The organism is Desulfovibrio subterraneus (assembly GCF_013340285.1).
GTDB classification, from domain to species: domain Bacteria; phylum Desulfobacterota; class Desulfovibrionia; order Desulfovibrionales; family Desulfovibrionaceae; genus Halodesulfovibrio; species Halodesulfovibrio subterraneus.
Map to the genome: position 1 here is coordinate 21,233 of NZ_BLVO01000016.1, position 16,565 is coordinate 37,797.

Sequence of the window (16,565 nt, forward strand, 5' to 3'; positions counted from 1 at the left end):
GCTACATGGGAGAGGAGCACCGCACCGCACTGGCAATTACTCCGGAAGCTCTGGCCAAGTGTCTTGCACTGACCTTTCCCCCTGCCATGGTGCAGCTGGTACAGGAGCTGGTGGCTCCGGTTCCTGCCTTCGATAATATCGCCAAGATCATTCAGAGCGACCCTGTCCTTTCGGCCACGGTGCTGACGCTGGTCAACTCGCCGTTTTACGGGATGACCACCAAGGTTACGAATCTTGAGCGTGCCGCCGTGGTTCTGGGCACGCGGGAAATTCTGAAGATCGCCCTGTCCATATCATTTCAGCAGAATACGTCGGTTGCAATCAAGAGGGACAAGAAGACCCTGTTTGCAGACTGGCGTCTTTCCGTCTGGTCCTCCATTGCGGCGGAACAGATAGCCGCCCGCACCGACCCCAAGCAAGCCCACCTTGCCTATCTTGCCTCGCTGCTCAAAGATCTCTCGCTGTTCCTGTATCTGTGTTTAGAGCAGGGCGGGCCGGATGAAGAGAACGCCTGCTTCCTCTGGCTCGAAGACCGGCAGATGGAGGCCGAGCGGGCCCGCTGGGGAGAAACCCATGCTGAACTTACCCGCAGCCTGCTCAGCGGGTGGATGCTGCCTGAACCCATTCTCGAAGCCATTGCCCATCACCACGACATGGAGGACCTTGAGTCCTGCTCGCTGATCACCCGCAGTGTGATTCTTGCCACCCGCTGGGCCGAGCTGCAGCATGCGGCCGTGCCTGACCACGGGGGCATAATCCAGTTCGAGATGCAGCTGCGTGCCATGCTGGGGCTGGATGATTCCCAGCTTGAACTGCTGCGCGAAGAATGCACCCAGCGGTTTGAATCTCTTCTGCAGTTGCTGGGCATTCAAAATGCCTCGCTGGACAGTCGGTTCTATTCACAGTCGCTGCAGTCCATGCAGAGCTTCTATTTTCATGCCATGGAGATAAGCAGCGCCGTCAACGGTGTTGAGGGCATGGGCCGCATCATCTGCCGTCAGTTGCGCTGGAACTGGGGTATTGAGCATGCTCAGCTGGCCCTGCGTACAGCGGGCGGCAACTCGTTTGTGCTCTTCACCCTCTTGTCGGAAGACGCCTCGCTGACCATGAACGAGGCTCCCTCCATTGCCAAGCTGCCATGGAAGGTGAAGGGCGAGAAAATGCAGTTAGGCCCCAAGGGGCAGATATACGGTGAACTGCGCTATGCCGTGCCAGCCAAGCCGCTGCGACCGTTGCAGGATATGCCGGTCTATTCCAACTTCATTACCTCTACGCTGACAACCTACTATAAAGATCATGCCGTCATGGCGACCAAGGCCCGCGCACTGCAGGCCCTGCCCATAGGTGTGGCGCTGGCCAGCCCTGACGGGATTCTGCTGGACGCGAACCAGCGTTTCAACTCCTTTGATAACGACGGCTCCGGTGATGTGGTAGGGGATAACGTGGCGGATATGCTGCGCCGTTCGCTGGGCATTCCTGCTGCTTCGTTGCTGGATGCCCTGCGCGCCGACGGGCAGCGCCAGTCCATCAGTCAGCTGTTCTGCGTAGCCGCTCCCCATCTGCAGCGGCAGGAAGTGTGCCTGTATCTTTCCATCCACAGGCATGAAGTCGATTCCTCACCGGCATTCCTCATTGTTCTTGAGGACATTTCCGAATTGTCCGCCATTGAGATGCAGGTGCTCAAGCAGCGCGATTTTCTCGAAAAGATGGTGGCGGCCATGCAGGAGAGCATCTTTATCGTCGATATCGGCGGCACCGTGGTGTGGAGTGCGCCTGCAACCGCCCATCTCGTGGGGCGCAATCTCTTCGATTTCACCAGGCCTACCGGACTGTTTACGGGTGAATGGAACAGCACGTTTCTCGCTTCCGGCCCTGCTCCTGCCATGCCGGTAGAGGTGGACATAAACGACGACCTGCAGGAGATGACGCAGCTGGAGCTTGTCTTCTCGCCGCTGCACGAGGCAGACGATGTTTCCCGTTCCTACCTTGTGGTCGGGCGCGATCTTACCGTCATCCGCAGGCTGGAGAGCAAGATTCGTCAGCAGGCCATGTTCGACGGGCTGACCGGGCTCTTCAACTACTCGCAGTTCAATACCGTGCTCGCACGAGAGGTGGAGCGCAGCAGCAGAACCGGCAGGGGGATGGGGCTTATCTTCTTCGACCTCGACCGCTTCAAGCAGGTGAACGACACCTACGGGCATCAGACTGGCGACCGCCTGCTCAAGCTTATTGCCAAGGGCGTGATGCAGAGTGTGCGCAAGGGAATGGATTTTCCCTGCCGGTACGGGGGGGATGAATTCGCGATTGTGGTGACGGAAGTGGACAGGCAGACACTGGAAAAGATGTGTGTCCGTCTGCACGAAATGGTGCGCAAGCAGTGTCAGGACGCTGTTTCCCTCAGTATGGGGGTGGCCCTGCTGCGGCCGGAAGAAACCGCAGAGCAGCTTCTGCAGCGCGTGGACAAAGCCAGCTATACCGCCAAGCACAAGGGCGGTGCCCAGACCTGCTGGGAAGATTAAGGGCAGAATTTTGGAGGGTAAGATGCCTCCGGCGGGGAGGGGAGATGATCTCCCCTCCACCCCTCGACAGGGGGGAGCTTCCGTATTCTACAATTCATCATAGGCAAAATTCATCCCGTCCGGCACCGTACCCTGCCTTTTGTTTCCCGTCTTCCCTCAGTCAATTTTGGCCTTCCCAAATGGCGCAAATGCCAGTATGGAGTGCCCAACCGATAACCACAGCAACCCAATTTTCAGGAGAAGCACATGCTGCGGCGCATTGAAGTAGGGCTGCGCGCCGGTGTCGTTGACACCGTAGGACGCAAGACAGCGCATAAGATCAAGGAATCTTTGGGACTCGACGTGGCTGATGTGCGTCTGGTCAAGGTTTTCACGGTAGACGGGCTGGACGATGCGCAGGTTGCGCAGCTGGTCGAAGCAGCCGGTCTGCATGATCCGGTACTTCAGGAAGCGTCGATCACTCCCGTATCCTCTGACGCGGACTGGGTGCTTGAGGTGGGGTTCCGCCCCGGTGTTACCGATAACGAAGGCCGCACCGCACGCGAGACCATTGCCATTGTGCTCGGTCTTGCCAAGCGCACGGGCGTTTCCGTCTTCGTATCCAACCAGTATCATATTTACGGCAAGCTCACCGAAGCACAGGTGGACTCCATCGGCCGTGACCTGCTCGCCAACGAACTGATTCAGCGGTACGAGTATGTCAGCGGTGATGCATGGCGCGCTGCCCCCGGATTCAAGCCCTTTGCGGCCCGTGTTTCCGGTCAGGCAAGCAGCGAAGTTGCTATCATTCCCTTCTCCACCATGACGGATGAGCAGCTTGTCGCGTTCTCCCGCGAGAACACGCTGGCCCTGTCGCTGGAAGAGCTGCACACCATCCGCGACTACTACACTGATTCCGCCGTGCGCGAAGCCCGCGCAGCACAGGGGCTGCCCGCAGACCCCACTGATGCGGAAATCGAAGCGCTGGCCCAGACATGGTCCGAGCACTGCAAGCACAAGATCTTCTCTTCGCGCATCGACTACACCAATGCCGAAACCGGCAAGCGCGAAGTGGTGGACAACATCTACAAGACCTTTATTCAGGGCTCCACCAAGACCCTGCGTGAACGCATGGGCAAGGACGACTTCTGCCGTTCCGTGTTCAAGGACAATGCAGGCGTCATTGCCTTCAACGACACGCACGACGTGTGCATCAAGGTGGAAACCCATAACTCGCCTTCTGCGCTGGACCCCTACGGCGGCGCACTGACCGGCATTGTGGGCGTGAACCGCGACCCCATGGGTACCGGCATGGGCGCGAACATGGTCTGCAACACCAACGTATTCTGCTTTGCCTCTCCCTTCCATGAAGGTGAGCTGCCGCCCCGTCTGCTGCATCCCCAGCGCGTGCTTGAAGGTGTGCGCGAAGGCGTGGAGCACGGCGGCAACAAGTCCGGCGTGCCTACCGTGAACGGCTCCATCGTGTTCGAGGACCGTTACCTCGGCAAGCCGCTGGTATATTGCGGCACCGTGGGCCTTATGCCCAAGGACCTGCACGGCAAGCCCGGTCATTATAAAAAGGCTCTGGTCGGCGACATCATCGTCATGGCCGGCGGCCGCATCGGCAAGGACGGCATCCACGGCGCAACCTTCTCTTCCGAAGAGCTGCACGAGGAATCTCCGGCCACTGCGGTGCAGATCGGCGACCCCATCACCCAGCGCAAGATGTATGACTTCATCATGCGCGCCCGTGACAAGGGCCTGTACAACGCCATTACCGACAACGGTGCAGGCGGCCTTTCCTCCTCCGTGGGCGAAATGTCCGAAGATACGGGCGGCTTCCGCATGGACCTTTCCAAGGCTCCGCTCAAGTACGACGGCCTGCGTCCGTGGGAAATCCTGCTTTCCGAAGCACAGGAACGCATGACGCTGGCTGTTCCCACCACCCACATCGACGAGTTCATGCAGCTTGCCGGTGAAATGGACGTGGAAGCCACCGCCCTTGGCGAATTCACCGACAGCGGCTACTTCCATGTGACCTACGGCGACAAGCCCGTTGCCTTCCTGAGCATGGACTTCCTGCACGACGGCGTGCCGCAGATGCAGCTGAAGGCTGAATGGAAGCGTCCTGTGCATGCCGATCAGGCCATTGAAGTGGCAGACGCCGATCAGGGTGGCCTGCTCAAGACCATGCTGGGCCGTCTGAACATCTGCTCCAAGGAATATGTGGTCCGCCAGTACGACCATGAAGTGAAGGGCGGCAGCGTTATCAAGCCCATGGTGGGCGTGAAGCGCGACGGTCCTTCCGATGCGGGCGTTGTGCGCCCCCGTCTGGAATCCGAAGCCGGTATCGTGCTTTCGCACGGCATCTGCCCCCGCTACAGCGATTACGACGCATACTGGATGATGGCCAACGCCATTGACGAAGCCGTGCGTAACGCCGTGGCCGTGGGTGGCGACCTGCGCCACATGGGCGGCTGCGACAACTTCTGCTGGTGCGACCCCGTGCAGTCTGAAAAGACCCCCGACGGTCACTACAAGCTTGCCCAGCTGGTCCGCGCCAACCAGGCCCTGGCTCACTTCTGCCTTGCCTACGGCGTGCCCTGCGTGTCCGGCAAGGACTCCATGAAGAACGACTACACCGGCGGCGGCGTAAAGATATCCATTCCGCCCACGGTGCTGTTCTCTGTCATGGGCGTTATCAAGGACGTGAACAAGACCACCACCTCCGACTTCAAAAAGGCCGGAGACCGCATCTACATGCTGGGCGCAACCCTGCGTGAACTGGGCGGTTCCGAGCTTATCGACGAACTGAAGCTGAGCGCGGCCGCCGTGCCGCAGGTGGATGCCCTTGCAGCCCGCACCCGTTACCTTGCCGTGCACGAGGCCATTACCTCCGGTCTGGTCAACGGCTGCCATGACTGCTCCGATGGTGGTATGGTCGTAGCGCTTGCAGAAATGGCTCTGGCTGGCCGTCTGGGTGCCTCTGTGGACCTCGACAAGCTCGTCACCGTCGGCAGCCTGAACAAGGCCGAAGCGCTCTATTCCGAGTCTGCTTCCCGCCTTGTGGTGACCGTGCCTGCAGCCAAGGCCGATGCCTTTGAAGCCCTGTTCAAGGGCCAGCACATCGCCTGCCTCGGTGAAGTCACCGACAGCGGCCTGTTCACCGTGACTTCCGGTTCCTCCAAGCTCATCAGCGAGAATGTGGAAGAGCTGGCCAAGTCCTTCAAGGGAACGCTGCAGTTCTAGGCTATTCGCAAGATAATATGAGATAATGAGAAGCCCCCGTCCGCAAGGACGGGGGCTTTTTTGTTGCGGTTCAGTGATGGATTGTCAGTGAAACGCATGTGATGTATCGATTATTTTATAGTAACTAAATGCGTATGGAGGTGAACATGTTCAGAGTGAATAGAGCAAGCAATCGAATGGAACCACTGAAAGAGACTTCTTTTCAGGAGCTGGGGTGTACAGAGAGGGCAAACCTGCAAGAATGGTTAGAAAATGCTCCTGCGGCATTTGGTGAGGATTTGCTAATTATACAAAAGGAGTTTGATGGTTTTAGTGATACGCGAGAGCGACTTGACTTGTTGGCGTTGGATAAGCAAGGAAATTTAGTGATTATTGAGAATAAGCTTGATGATTCAGGAAGAGATGTGGTTTGGCAGGCTTTAAAATACGCTTCCTATTGTTCGACGTTAACTGCAAGTCAAATTGTTGGTATTTATCAGCAGTATATCGATAGTTTTGATAGTGGTTATAGTGCAGAAGAGTTGATTTGCTCATTCTTAGGACTAGACGATTTAGAAGATGGAGAGATTAATAAAGGTAAACAGCAGAGAATCTTTCTCGTTGCAGCTAGATTTAGGAAAGAGGTCACAAGTACAGTTTTGTGGTTGATGTCATACGGTGTTAGTCTTCAATGCTATAAAGCAACGCCGTATGTCGACGGTGATTCAATGTTTTTAAAATTTGATTTAATTATACCAGTTCCTGAAACAAAAGAAATGATAATAAGTATGTCAGTAAAAGATGCAGAGGAAAAAATAGCTCAATCTTCTTTGGCAACTAGGCATGTAATAAGGAAGGATTTTTGGGAAGCATTGTTGTCACGTATGAGTGATGCTGGGTATGCTCGATTCCAAAATATAAGCCCATCAAAAACAAACTGGATTTGTGCAGGGTCTGGAGTAAGGGGGGTGCCGTATGTATTAGTTTTTGGGAAAAAAGAAGTGCGTGTAGAGATTACTCCAGATACTGGTGATGGCGTCTTGAATAAGTTCATATATGATGCTTTGCTGAGTGGAAGGGCTGAAATAGAAAAGGTTTTTGGGGAGAGTCTAAGCTGGGAGCGTCTTGATGGTAAAAAAATGAGCCGCATAAAGTGTTCGCTAGCTTGTGACGGTTACAATAGGAATAACTGGGAATCGCTTATGGATTGGATGCTTGATCGTGCCCAGCGTATGGAAAAAGCCTTTGATGCACCGCTCAAAAAGGCGCAGAAGGCTTTTCGAGCTAAAGAGATTGTACAAGGTGAGCCGTCACAGAAGTAGGCATATGATAGCTTCGGGACTATGCTGAACGACTCCAATCCCGAGCTATTTCTGCCTGTTGGCTTTGCCTCCGGCCTTGTGGACCGCCACACGGGACTCATCCGCTTCGGCTACCGCGACTATTCCCCCGAACTGGGCCGCTTTACCGCCCTTGACCCCGCCCGCGATATGCGCGGCGATGGCGATCTGTGGGATTACTGTGTGGATGATCCGATCAACTGCGTTGACCCGTGGGGGCTTTTCCGGTTTGGAGTCCGTTCTCTGGATGGATTTACATCAGTTTCCCGCCCCGGTTTCACCTCACCCATGCCTGACAGTGGTGTTGCGCATGGGTGGATAGACGGGATGAATAATCCCGGCGAGTATAACCTGCAGTTGCACCATGAACAGGGGTTTTATGAGGACGAAAAGGGAGGGGATATTGGTCATGGGAAAGACGGCCCAATGACTAAAGAGACCAGAAGAAAAGACGATTATCGTATGGATTCCAAGCAGTACGATGACTCCATCATGCGGGATTCTGCCCAAATAACAAGGCAGGGGAAATACGATCTCTTTACCAATAATTGCCAAGATTATGCCGATAGGCTGCGCGAGAACTATGATATATTGAAAGATAGTCCAGAGATTAGGCGCGAAATTGAGAAGGAACGAAGCGCTGAATAATAACAATACAGGCCTCCCTGCTAAAGGGAGGCCTCATAAGCAAATATGATGAATAATAAAATAAAAATCGCTATATGTGTCGCTGCATTACTTTCGTTTGCATTATTTTATAGGCAAATAATACCAAGAGATACACTTGCTCTTATTAATTCCTGTAGAGATGATATGTACGACGAAATTTGGAAAGGTAACCTTGATCTAACAAGAAAAGGTTCAACTGCTAATGCAACGATATATTCGAATAAGGTGTTCAGATACGGTGTGTTTGCTAACTGCAATATAAACAATGTGCATATAACATATGATTCTGTGCAGGCTGAATTTAAAGGGACGATAAAATATACTGTTTATAATAATGGAAAAATTATAGAATCTAATGTTGTTACATCAAGTCGAGGCTGGAGAGGGGGGAGAATTCCACAAAAAAATTTTTGGAGAGAGAGCCTCTTTCCATTCTGGATGCCTTACGCAGATAAGTACGAAACAGTAACTATCCAAATGGAAGTCTTGGAGCCTGATCCGACATTTTTAGAAAAGAGAAGCAACGTTTACCTCTCAATCAGAGGAGAATGGGTGCCTTAATCTCTAAGCGCTGAGATATTTCTGCCACACGGGACTCATCCGCTTCGGCTACCGCGACTATTCCCCCGAATTGGGCCGCTTTACCGCACTTGACCCCGCCCGCGATATGCGCGGCGATGGCGATCTGTGGGATTACTGTGTGGATGACCCCATAAACTGCGTCGACCCGTGGGGGTTGGCAGATATTCCATGGTGGGTTCCACAAAAAATCGTCCGTAATGGTGCAAGGCAATATGCCAAGGAGTTTGGCTACGATTTGGAAGAGTGTTCTGATGATGATATTGATGAAATGATAAACACTGTTCCAAACAAAAAAGTAGATGAATTTAAAAAATCATATGACAGACGTCCAGATGCAGCCACGCCGCGGTCTAAGGAAACAGATAGCACAAATGCTAAGGAATATGATTTTGAAAAGCAGTTGATAGACGAAATGGTGAAAAAGTATGGGAAAGACTGCATCAAAAAATCAAATTAAATAACCTTCTGCGCCAGCAATGAGCTGGCGCAGTTTTTGGGTTGGAGTATATATGGTAGTGTTTTTTGAACAATACTGGATGGTAATTTGTTATTCTATGTTTGTTGTGTCTCTTATGATTATCGTTCTTATGGTGCGTTTCAAGAAATGGTACAAAATGCTGCTTATTTTTTGCCTTGCGTGTATTTTAGCCTCTATTCTTATGGATTGGTACAAGTTTTATGAAATTATTGAAAGTATTGGGAGAAAAAAATTATCCATAGCGCATTGGTATAAAGAATAGTGTACGGTGTTGAGTTGTAACATGCTGATGTAGTTATATTGTGGTTCTGAATTATAATGCAATGAATATATTTGATATGCATTGTAGAAATATAGATAAGAGGTGTGTGTGGGTGTTGAGTCTCGCTTAGGGATCAGGTGCTTTTTGGCTGCATGCCATGCAATATTACTAGCATTCGTATGTGGCTGTGTATTCATTCTATTGTTTGATCAAAGCGCATCAACAATGGCCAAGTATGTGTTCGGCACTGCATTGGTGCCCTCCTTGTTCATGTTCGTGGTATTCAGAGGGCTGTATCGAATAGAGAACAATACGCTGTTCCTCTGTTCACTGTGGGTCCGAAAACTGGAATTGTCACAGGTCAGAACCATGGTTCCATTCATTTCATGGGTTGCTCCATGGCAACCGCAGCCAATAGGGACAATACTGATCATAACAAAAGGCTGGTTGTTGCCGTTCCGGTTTTACGTGGTGCGTGCCGTTGATATAGAAGAGGTTTGCCGTCACTTCCATGGCTACAAGAAAGAAGTAGAAGTATTGCAGGGTAGCTGAGGAACGGTATTAAAGGAGGCTCGCTCGTCTCGGGACTCATCCGTTTCGGCTACCGCGACTATTCCCCCGTCAGTATTTGTCTTGAACTCGCTCGCGATATGAGCGGCGATGCTGTCTTGATGCTCTGGTTAGTAGTTGTGACTCTTGAAAGTTTACGATTTTCAAACAAATGTGTGTATGTAGATATGATCATGTATATATAATTTAGTCTGGTGCGTGTTAAAGAACTGTTATACTGCCTTGTTATCGTGTTTTTTTATTTGTTGGTAGATTATAATCCCCATAAATTTGCGGTGTAGTATATATAGAAATCACAATTCCATTGTGGTTCAGGAGGTGCTTTTGTGGTTTGATTGATTGGTAGCAACCGGAGGTAGTTATGTCACAGGTAACACGTATTTCTGCGATTCTGTTGGCTGTTATGGTGCTTACGGGGTGCGCAAGCTTAAACTCCATCCATAGAACTCATGATTTTAAGACTGGAAGTGCTATAATTGATGCTAAGCAGCGCGCAATTATTGCTAGAGAAGATCTAAAAAACGGCGTTCTTGTATGTGCAGAGCCAAGCCCGGACGCCATGTCTGCATATGCTGCGGAACTGGCAGGCAAGGTTGGAGTCCCTAACAAGGTTGCCGCTGAGTTTGTAGGATCATTTCATGAAGGATCTTCATTTGTTGGCCTGCGGACACAGAGCATTCAGCTGTTGCGAGATGAATCATACCGCTTGTGTGAAGCGCATATGAACGGTTTTATAAGTAAAGAAGAATATTCAATCTTATTGCGAAGACAACAGAGGATCACTGTAGCGCTTTTGGCTATTGAGCAGTTAACAGGAGCGATAAGGCCACCCAATATTTCCATAAATACGAAGGGCGTTGTAGAGCTTTCTAAGGGGGTAGATGAACTAGTCCTGCAAAAAGAATACAAAAATAAGCAAATAGATGCCAAGAAAAAGGAAAAAGAAAATGTTGATAGTAGCTCCGAAGGGTCTGCTGAAATAATTAAATCTATTGATAATGAGATTGCTGAATTAGAAAAGAGTAGAGATTCATTAGTAAAAGGCATTGAGAATGGGCGGTCTATGTTAGCTTCTGGAGCTGCAACTGCTGTAGTTATTGGTGCAGAGGCGATGTCTCCTCGATCTGATGATCATATTCAAGCTATAGCTGGATATGTTGATAAAATTGTAGAATATACTCAGACGGATGATCTTGGGCAGATGTGTGTGGCTCATATGCAAAGAGTCGATAGTGGCCCGTTAGTTGATAAGTGTGTATCATATCTTGATACTATTGTTAGGCAAGAGAATGCGCGTGTAAAGATTTTAGATGCATACAGTAGTCATATTGAAAAAATGAAAATGAAAAATGTTGATGATTTGGGTAAGTTAGGAAATGTCACGTTGCCATGGCAGGATATAGTAAAGTCAGCACCTCTTCAAAAGAGTATGGGTGAGGAATAATTGCTAGCAAGATACTAAACCTAGTCCCGCCTCATCCCCCATCACCCCCACCCACAAAACAAAAACGGGGCGGAAGGATAATCCTTCCGCCCCGTGTGCGTTTCTGCCGTCTTGCGTCTGATGATGCGAGACTTACATTCTTTGCTGGAACTACTTTTTCTTGTTGGCGTGATCCAGCGCAAGGTCCACGGCTTCGCTGAACAGGTCGAAGGGCAGTGCGCCGCGAATGACGATGTTGTTCACGAGGAAGTAGGGGGTGCCGGAGAAACCGAAGTCCTGTGCTTCCTTGATGTCTTCGTCAATGATGGTCTTCACGGCGGTGCTCTTGGCGTCTGCTTCCAGTCGCTTCACATCCAGCCCCACGGTTGCGGCGGTGTCCTTGAGGAAGGCTTCGCCGTCGGCAATGAGCACCGAGCGGTTGGCGAAAATGGCGTCATAGAGCTGCCATGCCTTTTCCTTGTCCTGCATGGCTGCGGCCACAAAGTACTCGGAAGCGGTGCGGGCATGCTCGTGGCTGGCAAGGGGGAAATTCTTGAACACAAAGCGAACGGTCTTGCCGTAATGCTTGAGAATGGTGTTTACGGTAAAGGCAGCCTGCTCGCAGTAGGGGCAGGTGAAGTCCGAAAAAGCCACAATGGTCACGGGGCTGTCTGCATCGCCGCGCACAAGTCGGTTTTTCAGGTTCACGGTCTTGGGCACGTCTACATCGGCATTCCATTGGGTGGTAATGGCCTTGCGCTGCGCCTTCTGTGAGCCTTCACGCATGATCAGAAACAGTTCTTCGCTGTTTTCACGCAGTACGTTCATGAGCACTTCGGGGTGCTCCTGCAGAATGGTTTCCAGTTGCTGTTTCAGCTTGGCATCTGATTCTTCTGCCGCGCTGGCGGTTCCGGCGAACAGGCAGAAGGAAATGAGCAGTGCGGCGATCAGGGCCTTGTGGAACATGGAGCCTCCGAATCTTCGGTGGGTGGTGTTGTCAGGCCGGGACTCGGATAAACGCCGATGGCGGCCTGTGGATATGAACGTACACAGTCGATTGTCGCATGTTGCGATGCTTCAGCACACAGGGCCGGTGCGCAAAACATCGTGAGAGGTGTCCTTGTATCGCGAAGGGCTCCGGCTGGCAAGAAGCCCCTATTTACAACCTATAAACGGCAGGGTAGCATCCGCGCATGAAAATCAGGTGCATCATAGTGGACGATGAGCCCCCGGCACGCGACGAGTGGCTCTACATGCTTTCCCGCATGGAAGATGTTGAGGTGGTTGCCACTGCCTCTTCCGCCACGCAGGCGCTTGAGGTCATTTACGAACATGATCCTGATCTGGTGTTTCTGGATATAGAGATGCCGGGCGGCAACGGCTTTACGGTTGTTGAGCAGCTCATGGATATGGAAGACCCGCCCCTTGTCATCTTTGCGACCGCGTTCGACCAGTACGCCATCCGCGCATTTGAAGAGAACGCCATAGACTACATTCTGAAACCGCTCGAAGAACAGCGCGTTCGCAAGGGTCTGGACAAGGTGCGGCAGCGGCTGGCCCGTGAAAATGCACCGGATGCCGCAGAAAAGCCGCATTCGGAGCTGGCACAGCTGCTGGAAAAGATAGGGCAGCGCGATTCGTTCACGCGCATTTCCGTGGAAAGCAGGGGGCGCGTTCTGCTGCTGCAGCCGCAGGACGTGTATTTCTGCCGTGCGGATGACAAAAGGGTGTGGGTGCACACCCGCGACGACCGGTATCTGTGCCACGGCACGGTGAATCTGGGCAAGCTTGAGGAACGGCTCGGGGCGCATGCCTTTTTCCGCGCCAACAGGGCCGATCTGGTGAATCTTGCTAAGGTGCGCGAGTTTGCCCCGTGGTTCAACGGCAAATATACCATTATCGTGGATGATGCCGTGGGCACGGAAATCGTGGTCAACCGCAGCAGAGTCAAGGATTTCAAGGACCGCCTCGGACTGTAGGCGGCCATGACGCGTTTTCTACGCAATATTCGGGTATCAATATGACGACAGAAGTCTTGCTCGGTGTGCTCATCGAGCGTTTCGGGCTCATTGTGGCGGCAGCGTTTCTGCTGCTCTCCTTCCGTCCGCTGGAGCGTTTCGGCGGCAAGCATTCGTCTTCGTTGCAGACTGTCTTCTACATGTCCTTTTTCGGGCTGTTCGGCATTCTCGGCACCTACAGCGGCAACGACATTCATCAGTCCGTGGCTAACCTCCGTGCCATGGCCGTCATTACCGGCGGCCTGTTCGGCGGTCCCGTGGTGGGTGCCGGTGCCGGTCTTATTGCCGGCCTGCACAGAAACCTCATAGACATCGGCGGCTTTTCCGCGGTTCCCTGCGGGCTTGCCACGTTTATCGAAGGGCTTGTGGCGGGCCTTGTGGCGCGCAAGCTGGGCGACGGGCTGGACTGGCGCGCGGCCGGTGCCATAGGCATTCTGGGCGAAACCCTGCATATGGGGCTGGTGTTGCTGCTTTCCCGTCCCTTTGAGGATGCCCTGCATCTGGTCAAGATCATCGGCATGCCCATGGTTGTGGTGAATACGCTGGGCGCCATTCTGTTCGTGCAGATCATCAGCCTGGTATTCAAGGACCGCGAAAAGCGCGATTCCGACATGGCGGAGCAGATTCTCTCCATTGCCAACCAGACGGTTTCGCACCTGCGCGGCGGGCTGAATGCAGCTTCGGCGCGCGAGACGGCCCGCATCATCTATGACCGTATTCCCATCTCTGCCGTATCCATTACCGACGACGTGGCCGTGCTGGCACATATCGGCATCGGAGACGACCATCACACCACCGGCTGTGATATCAGGACGCTTGGCACGCGGCGGGTACTGGAAACGGGCGAACCACTTCTGCTGAACGGGCCGGAAGACATAGGCTGCCATTTCAAGTCCTGCCCGTTGTATTCGGGCATTGTGGTGCCGCTTCGCAAGGGCGAGCGCATCATCGGCACGCTCAAGTTCTACGGCTCAAAGGAAGACCCTCTGGACCGCATACGCTTTGAGCTGGCCAAGGGTCTGGGGAGCCTCTTCTCGACGCAGCTGGAGCTTGAAGACCTGCACCTGCAGACGCGCATGCTGGCCCATGCCGAAATCCGCCGCCTGCAGGCACAGATAAATCCGCATTTCTTGTTCAACTCGCTGAACACCATTGCGGCGTTCTGCCGTACCAACTCGGACAAGGCCCGCGAACTGCTGCTGGACCTTTCGCGCTACATGCGCCGCAATCTTGATTCCAGCCGCGGGTTCATTCCCCTTTCCGATGAACTGGAACAGGTGCAGTCGTACCTTGCCATTGAGCAGGCACGTTTCGGCGACCGCATCCGCGTGCAGATGGATGTGGCACCCGGCTGCGAAAGCTGGCCGGTTCCGCCGCTGCTGATTCAGCCCATTGTGGAAAACGGCGTGAAGCACGGCATTGCCCGTAGAGAAGAAGGGGGGCTGATTCAGCTTTCCATCTCCCGTCAGGGCGACGAGCTGTGTGTGGCCGTGCTGGACAACGGTGTGGGCATGGCTCCCGAACAGGTGGAGCACCTCATCACCCCGCGGACCATGGAGTCCGCATCCGAGGGGATAGGCGTCATGAACTGCCACCAGCGGCTGGCGCAGATGTTCGGGCCGGAATATGGTCTGCACATAGACAGCCTGCCCGGACAGGGCACGCAGGTGCTGTTCCGCATCCCCAGAGCGCCTGTGTTGCAGTAGCTGGTCGGCTATTGTAAGGTATGCTGGTTGTTCTGGCGGCTGTTCTTGAAACGGTCGATTTTTCGGGGGGCGGGGGCTCACTCTGTAACTGTCAGTGTCGGTGGTGCGATGTCGTATATTGAATGGTCCGACGAGCTGAGTGTCGGGTATGCGCAGTTGGATGCGCAGCACAAAGTAATGCTGGAAATCATAAACGAGCTGTTTGATAGCGTCTCCCACGGAGCAGGCTGGGCCGCCATGGCACTTATCGGTGTGAGGTTGATGGAATATTCGCAGGTTCACTTCGATGCGGAAGAGGAGCTGATGCGGGCGTGCGATTTTCCCGGTCTTGCGCTGCACCAGCAGGAACACATTCGCTTTATGGAAAAGATCCGCGATTTCATGGTCGCGGTAGAAGAAGGGCAGTCTACCGGCATGCTGCCCATGGAACTCTTTCATTTTCTGCAATCATGGCTGGCGGAGCACATAATGCGCATGGACAAGGAGTATAGTGTGTATTGCAGGACGCATCAGGGGGCGGCGTAAATGCGGTTTGCCTCATGGAACGTGAACGGCTTCAGGGCGGTGAGCAAGAAGCCTGAATGGGATTGGTTCCGCACCTGCGGGGCCGATGTGGTGGGCCTGCAGGAAACCAAGGCCACGCCCGAGCAGGTGGAAGAAGAGCACAGAAACCCGCAGGGCTTTCACAGCTACTGGTTCGCCTCCGAGGTGAAGAAGGGCTATTCCGGCACGGCGGTGTTTTCCCGCGTCGAGCCGCTGGCCGTAAATTTTGACCTGCCGCATGCCGACTATCGCGGCGAAGGCCGGGTCATCCATCTGGAATTCGAGCGTATCCACTATTTCAATATCTACTTCCCCAACGGGCAGTCCGGTGACGACCGTCTGGAATACAAGCTCGGGTTCTACGACGCCTTTCTCGACCATGCGGAATCGCTGCGCAAGTCAAAGCCCATTGTGGTGTGCGGCGACTTCAACACCGCCCATTATCCCATAGACCTTGCGCGGCCCAAGCAGAACGAAGGCACTTCCGGCTTTCTGCCCATTGAACGGGCATGGATGGATAAGCTCGTGGCCCACGGCTACACGGATACCTTCCGCCTCAAGCATCCCGGCGAAGCCGACATGTATTCGTGGTGGTCGTACCGGCTCAAGGCTCGCGAAAAGAACGTGGGCTGGCGTATTGACTATTTCTTCGTGTCCAACGAGCTGGACGGTGCCGTGCGTGATGCATGGATAGAGATGGACCAGCACGGTTCGGACCACTGCCCCGTGTGGCTTGATCTGGATATCTAGCGGCGCGTTGCGCCGTCAGGGCAGGAATACAAACGAAAACCGCACCGGTTGCCGCTGAGCAGCCGGTGCGGTTTTGCTATGTGAAGGAGGTAGTATCTAATTCGTCGTAGTAAGCGAGGCTTCGGACAGAGCGGTTAGCTCTAGCAGTGGCACATTCCGTTGATATCGCAGCCATGGTGTCCGGCGCGGCGGGCATGCTTGCCAGCGGGCAGGCCGGAGCCGAATGCGTCCAGCGCGGATGCAAAGGCAGGCTGCACGGGGCGGGCGTTGTTGTCATGTGCGTGGTGAAGACCGTTGCCGAATGCGTCCAGCGCGGACGCGAAACTGGGGGAATTCTGAACGTTGTTGTTCATGATTGCATCCTCATCGTCTGAATGTTGAAAGACCGTTTGCATGGGTTGCCATGCGAGCCTGTAACCGTTTCAGCGAGGAGCGCGGAGCGTTGAGCGGAGGACTTCTTCAGATGGTTGCCTGAAGGTTTCCCGCAGGGATGATTCC

General features: G+C 53.4%; 13 protein-coding genes and 1 pseudogene. 12 read left to right on the forward strand and 2 right to left on the reverse strand.

Annotated features, from left to right (window positions below):
- The first annotated feature begins 5 nt into the window (after positions 1-5).
- The 8 genes and pseudogenes from HUV30_RS14525 (at position 6) to HUV30_RS14560 (ending at position 11,071) form a co-directional block, all read left to right on the forward strand.
- Entirely contained in the window at positions 6-2,519 is a 2,514-nt protein-coding gene (locus tag HUV30_RS14525; protein ID WP_174406235.1) for a sensor domain-containing diguanylate cyclase, read from the forward strand.
- A 246-nt stretch (positions 2,520-2,765) separates the two neighbouring features.
- Entirely contained in the window at positions 2,766-5,747 is a 2,982-nt protein-coding gene (locus tag HUV30_RS14530) for an AIR synthase-related protein (protein ID WP_174406236.1), read from the forward strand.
- 146 nt (positions 5,748-5,893) lie between these two features.
- Entirely contained in the window at positions 5,894-7,048 is a 1,155-nt protein-coding gene (locus HUV30_RS14535; protein ID WP_174406237.1) for a DUF4268 domain-containing protein, read from the forward strand.
- A 15-nt stretch (positions 7,049-7,063) separates the two neighbouring features.
- Positions 7,064-7,714: pseudogene (locus HUV30_RS14540) on the forward strand (RHS repeat-associated core domain-containing protein); the annotation flags it as partial.
- Positions 7,715-7,759: 45 nt separating this feature from the next.
- On the forward strand, positions 7,760-8,296 hold the full coding sequence (locus tag HUV30_RS14545) for a hypothetical protein (protein ID WP_174406239.1): 537 nt from the start codon (positions 7,760-7,762) through the stop codon (positions 8,294-8,296).
- A 37-nt stretch (positions 8,297-8,333) separates the two neighbouring features.
- Positions 8,334-8,774, forward strand: a complete 441-nt coding sequence (locus HUV30_RS14550; protein WP_276512327.1) for an RHS repeat domain-containing protein — start codon at positions 8,334-8,336, stop codon at positions 8,772-8,774.
- Positions 8,775-9,282: 508 nt separating this feature from the next.
- A complete protein-coding gene (locus HUV30_RS14555; protein ID WP_174406240.1) occupies positions 9,283-9,609 on the forward strand; it encodes a hypothetical protein in 327 nt (108 codons plus the stop codon).
- Between the two features lie 379 nt (positions 9,610-9,988).
- Positions 9,989-11,071, forward strand: a complete 1,083-nt coding sequence (locus HUV30_RS14560; protein ID WP_174406241.1) for a hypothetical protein — start codon at positions 9,989-9,991, stop codon at positions 11,069-11,071.
- 150 nt (positions 11,072-11,221) lie between these two features.
- Here HUV30_RS14560 and HUV30_RS14565 read toward each other — a convergent pair whose 3' ends face one another.
- The gene (locus tag HUV30_RS14565) at positions 11,222-12,016 is read right to left on the reverse strand and encodes a DsbA family protein (RefSeq protein WP_174406242.1); all 795 of its coding nucleotides are present in this window, start codon (positions 12,014-12,016) and stop codon (positions 11,222-11,224) included.
- A gap of 227 nt (positions 12,017-12,243) precedes the next feature.
- Here HUV30_RS14565 and HUV30_RS14570 point away from each other — a divergent pair, with 227 nt between their 5' ends.
- From HUV30_RS14570 to HUV30_RS14585, 4 genes are all read left to right on the forward strand, one after another.
- Positions 12,244-13,029 carry a LytR/AlgR family response regulator transcription factor gene (locus HUV30_RS14570; protein ID WP_174406243.1) on the forward strand — a complete coding sequence of 262 codons (786 nt, stop codon included), beginning with the start codon at positions 12,244-12,246 and terminating at the stop codon, positions 13,027-13,029.
- A gap of 41 nt (positions 13,030-13,070) precedes the next feature.
- On the forward strand, positions 13,071-14,774 hold the full coding sequence (locus tag HUV30_RS14575; protein WP_174406244.1) for a LytS/YhcK type 5TM receptor domain-containing protein: 1,704 nt from the start codon (positions 13,071-13,073) through the stop codon (positions 14,772-14,774).
- A 108-nt stretch (positions 14,775-14,882) separates the two neighbouring features.
- Positions 14,883-15,299, forward strand: a complete 417-nt coding sequence (locus HUV30_RS14580; protein WP_174406245.1) for a bacteriohemerythrin — start codon at positions 14,883-14,885, stop codon at positions 15,297-15,299.
- A complete protein-coding gene (locus HUV30_RS14585) occupies positions 15,300-16,067 on the forward strand; it encodes an exodeoxyribonuclease III (protein WP_174406246.1) in 768 nt (255 codons plus the stop codon).
- A gap of 140 nt (positions 16,068-16,207) precedes the next feature.
- Here the strand turns inward: HUV30_RS14585 and HUV30_RS14590 are convergent, their stop codons facing one another.
- A complete protein-coding gene (locus HUV30_RS14590) occupies positions 16,208-16,420 on the reverse strand; it encodes a hypothetical protein (protein ID WP_174406247.1) in 213 nt (70 codons plus the stop codon).
- Positions 16,421-16,565: the final 145 nt, after the last annotated feature.

What these genes read in the sequence shown, in the direction of transcription:
- HUV30_RS14535 (WP_174406237.1), top strand. Translation starts at nt 5,894, where the DNA reads ATGTTCAGAGTGAATAGAGCAAGCAATCGAATGGAACCACTGAAAGAG.
- HUV30_RS14570 (WP_174406243.1), top strand. Translation starts at nt 12,244, where the DNA reads ATGAAAATCAGGTGCATCATAGTGGACGATGAGCCCCCGGCACGCGAC.
- HUV30_RS14525 (WP_174406235.1), top strand. Translation starts at nt 6, where the DNA reads ATGGGAGAGGAGCACCGCACCGCACTGGCAATTACTCCGGAAGCTCTG.
- HUV30_RS14530 (WP_174406236.1), top strand. Translation starts at nt 2,766, where the DNA reads ATGCTGCGGCGCATTGAAGTAGGGCTGCGCGCCGGTGTCGTTGACACC.
- HUV30_RS14585 (WP_174406246.1), top strand. Translation starts at nt 15,300, where the DNA reads ATGCGGTTTGCCTCATGGAACGTGAACGGCTTCAGGGCGGTGAGCAAG.
- HUV30_RS14575 (WP_174406244.1), top strand. Translation starts at nt 13,071, where the DNA reads ATGACGACAGAAGTCTTGCTCGGTGTGCTCATCGAGCGTTTCGGGCTC.
- HUV30_RS14590 (WP_174406247.1), bottom strand. Translation starts at nt 16,420, where the DNA reads ATGAACAACAACGTTCAGAATTCCCCCAGTTTCGCGTCCGCGCTGGAC.
- HUV30_RS14560 (WP_174406241.1), top strand. Translation starts at nt 9,989, where the DNA reads ATGTCACAGGTAACACGTATTTCTGCGATTCTGTTGGCTGTTATGGTG.
- HUV30_RS14580 (WP_174406245.1), top strand. Translation starts at nt 14,883, where the DNA reads ATGTCGTATATTGAATGGTCCGACGAGCTGAGTGTCGGGTATGCGCAG.
- HUV30_RS14565 (WP_174406242.1), bottom strand. Translation starts at nt 12,016, where the DNA reads ATGTTCCACAAGGCCCTGATCGCCGCACTGCTCATTTCCTTCTGCCTG.
- HUV30_RS14545 (WP_174406239.1), top strand. Translation starts at nt 7,760, where the DNA reads ATGATGAATAATAAAATAAAAATCGCTATATGTGTCGCTGCATTACTT.
- HUV30_RS14555 (WP_174406240.1), top strand. Translation starts at nt 9,283, where the DNA reads ATGGCCAAGTATGTGTTCGGCACTGCATTGGTGCCCTCCTTGTTCATG.